Annotated in this window: 1 protein-coding gene and 2 pseudogenes; all 3 read left to right on the top strand. The window is 32.5% G+C overall.

Annotated features, from left to right (window positions below; genetic code table 11):
- Positions 1 to 1003 (top strand): annotated as a pseudogene (guaA, locus tag RMO70_RS07795) (glutamine-hydrolyzing GMP synthase); the annotation flags it as partial.
- A 164-nt stretch (positions 1004 to 1167) separates the two neighbouring features.
- On the top strand, positions 1168 to 3087 hold the full coding sequence (locus RMO70_RS07790; protein ID WP_310555864.1) for a LysM peptidoglycan-binding domain-containing protein: 1920 nt from the start codon (positions 1168 to 1170) through the stop codon (positions 3085 to 3087).
- A gap of 69 nt (positions 3088 to 3156) precedes the next feature.
- Positions 3157 to 3272, top strand: a pseudogene (locus RMO70_RS07785) (OsmC family peroxiredoxin); the annotation flags it as partial.

The following is a 3272-nucleotide window of genomic DNA, read 5'->3' as shown; positions in this document are numbered from 1 at the left end:
AAAACAAATGCTAGAGAATTTCCTAGTTAAAATTGCGCATGTTCCTCAAAATTTTACGCCCAATGCTTTTGTTGAAGAAATGGTTGCAGAGCTTAAAGAAAAAATTCAAGATGATAAAGTAGTTCTTGGACTTTCTGGTGGAGTTGATTCTACCGTTGCGGCAGTTTTACTGCATCAAGCCATTGGAAAAAACCTGTATTGTATTTTTGTAAATAATGGTTTGCTTCGTAAAAACTAATACCAAAGCGTTTTAGACCAATACAAAGGAATGGGTTTAAATGTAAAAGGAGTTGATGCAGGCGACAGATTTCTGGGAGAATTAGCAGGAATTAGCGACCCAGAAACCAAACGAAAAATTATTGGTCGTGTTTTTATCGAAGTTTTCGATGACGAATCACATCGTATCGAAGATGTAAAATGGTTGGCACAAGGAACCATTTATCCTGATGTTATTGAATCAGTTTCGGTAAAAGGACCATCAGCAACTATAAAATCGCATCATAATGTTGGCGGTTTGCCTGATTATATGAAACTGAAAATTGTAGAACCACTCCGAATGTTATTTAAAGATGAAGTGCGAAGAGTTGGTGCAACATTAGGTATAGATGCTGCGTTATTAGGTAGACATCCTTTTCCTGGACCAGGATTATCGATCAGAATTTTAGGCGATATTACACCAGAAAAAGTGCAAATTCTACAAGATGTTGATGCCGTTTTTATTGACGGATTAAAATCTTGGGGTTTGTATGACAAAGTCTGGCAAGCTGGAGCAATCTTGCTTCCGGTAAATAGTGTAGGTGTAATGGGAGATGAGCGAACCTATGAAAAAGTAGTTGCGCTTCGAGCCGTTGAATCTACAGATGGGATGACCGCAGATTGGGTACATCTTCCTTATGAATTTTTGATGAAAGTGTCCAATGATATTATCAATAAAGTAAAAGGTGTAAATAGAGTAGTATACGACATTAGCTCAAAACCACCAGCAACTATCGAGTGGGAATAAAACTCAATTTCAATGGCAATTACAAAAATCAATTTCAATAGCAATAAAGAAATTGATTTTTTGTTTTTATATTGATTTTGAAAACACTATTTTTATTGACAAGGAAAATTTTTATTGCTATTGCCATCGAAATTGTTATTGAATAATTTTTAAAGATTTGAATTATGATAAAGAGAGTCGTTTTTATTTTTATTTTAGTAATTACCTGTTCTGTATTTGGACAAAAGTATGGTAAGCATAAAGTTGAAAAAGGAGAAACTATAGCACAAATTGCGCAAATTTATAAGGTAACCCCATTCGATATATATCAGCTAAATCCCGATGCACAAAGTGGTCTAAAGCCTTATAGCATTTTGTTAATTCCCAACAAAACGGAAAACACTAAAACAATTTTAAAAACAAAAACACACAAAGTGGAGCCAAAAGAGACTTTGTTTGGTATCGAAAAAAAATACAATATTTCAGATGAAGCTTTAAAAAAAGCCAATCCAATTCTTGAAAAAGACGGTTTGCAAATAGGGCAAGTTTTACTAATTCCTTCCAATACGGGTTCTAAAATTGTAGCTCCAACTCAAGAAAAAGCAGTATTTCATGAAGTACTTCCTAAAGAAACCAAGTATTCTATAGCCAAAAAATATGGAATTACGGTTGAAGAATTGGAAAAGAAAAACCCGGAGATTATCCCTAATTTGACCATTGGATATAAATTGATTATAAAAGGAACCGCACCAAAAACCGCTATATATCATGAGGCCGTTTCTTCTAAAAGTGAAATTATAAAACCAATTCTTGCAAAAGTTTCACCAGCATTAAATTATGTAAACTACGAAGTTAAATCTAAAGAAACTTTATATAGTTTGTCTAAAATTTTTGGTTTGAGTCAAGAAGAATTGACTGCTCTCAATCCAGTTTTAACAAATGGAGTTCAAGAAGGAATGATTTTGAAAGTGCCACAAACTGTTTTGATTCCTGAAAAAACTAAAAAAGATTACATCGTATTATCTAAAAAAAATACTGCAAACGACAAAAAAAAGATGGTTTTATTGTTGCCTTTTAACATGTCTAAAATAGAAAGCGATACTATAAATTCGACTACAGCTCGTTTGAAAAAAGATAAATTTTTGAACATGACTTTAGATTTTTATTCTGGTGCCTTGATTGCTATAGATTCGGCTAGGCAAATCGGACTTAATATCGACATTCAAATATTCGATTCACAAGAAACCAAAAATTCCTCGAATGTTGTCGCAATTATTCAAGAAAATAATTTGGTAAATGTTGATGCAATAATTGGCCCTTTTTATCAAAGTAATGTGGAGAAAACAGCTGAGTTATTCAGTAAAAATAATGTTCCCGTGATTTCGCCACTGTCAAAAGATATTGGCAATTCCTTTCCAAATTTATTTCAAACGATACCTACAAATGAAACTTTAAAAAATGCAATGTTCTCTTACATGAAAACAAAAGGAGGTAATATAATTGCAGTAATTGACCGCAAAAAAGAATCGGCTAGACACTATATTCAGGAAAATCAGAAAGGGGTTCAATTTGCTTCGCTACAAGAAAATGGTAGTTTGTCTACAGAAAATCTGAAAAGTTTGTTTGTAAAAGATAAAATCAATTATGTGGTTTTAATATCCGAAAATACTTGGATGATAAAATCAACAATGGCAACAATGATGAGCGCTATGAGCAGTTTCAAGTTACAATTAGTAATATTAGAACCCAATGAAACTTTAGATACTGATGAAATAAATTTTGATAATCTAACCAAATTAAAATTAATGTATCCATCAATCACTCGTGAAAACGAATCGGCAGGAGCATTAATTTTTGATAACGAATACAGAAAGAAAAATAAAATTTTGCCAAGTACTTACGCATCTCGTGGTTTTGATGTTACTTTTGATACTATGATGCGTTTGTTACAAGGAAATACTTATCAGGAAACTATCGAAGCTTCTGCAACAGAGCAAGTGAATAATAAATTTGAATTTTATAAAAAAGAGGGCGGAGGATATGTCAATAAAGGCGTTTATATTTTGTATTACGACGCCGATTTAACTATAAAAGAAGCGAATTAAGAATTAAGTATTAAGAATTTCGATTAAAGTAAACAGATAACTCATAACCTCAAACTTCAAACTTCTATTATGACTTCTAAAATAACATATCTAGGCGATTTAAGAACCACATCAACCCATTTGCAATCGGGAACAGAAATTCTTACTGATGCACCTACAGACAATCACGGGAAAGGGGAAGCATT

Origin of the sequence: Flavobacterium sp. (assembly GCF_031422135.1) — a bacterium.
Lineage (GTDB): Bacteria > Bacteroidota > Bacteroidia > Flavobacteriales > Flavobacteriaceae > Flavobacterium.
This window is presented reverse-complemented; position numbering and strand designations above follow the sequence as displayed.

Coding starts and splice junctions, on each gene's coding strand:
- RMO70_RS07790 (WP_310555864.1), top strand. CDS start 1,168: ATGATAAAGAGAGTCGTTTTTATTTTTATTTTAGTAATTACCTGTTCT.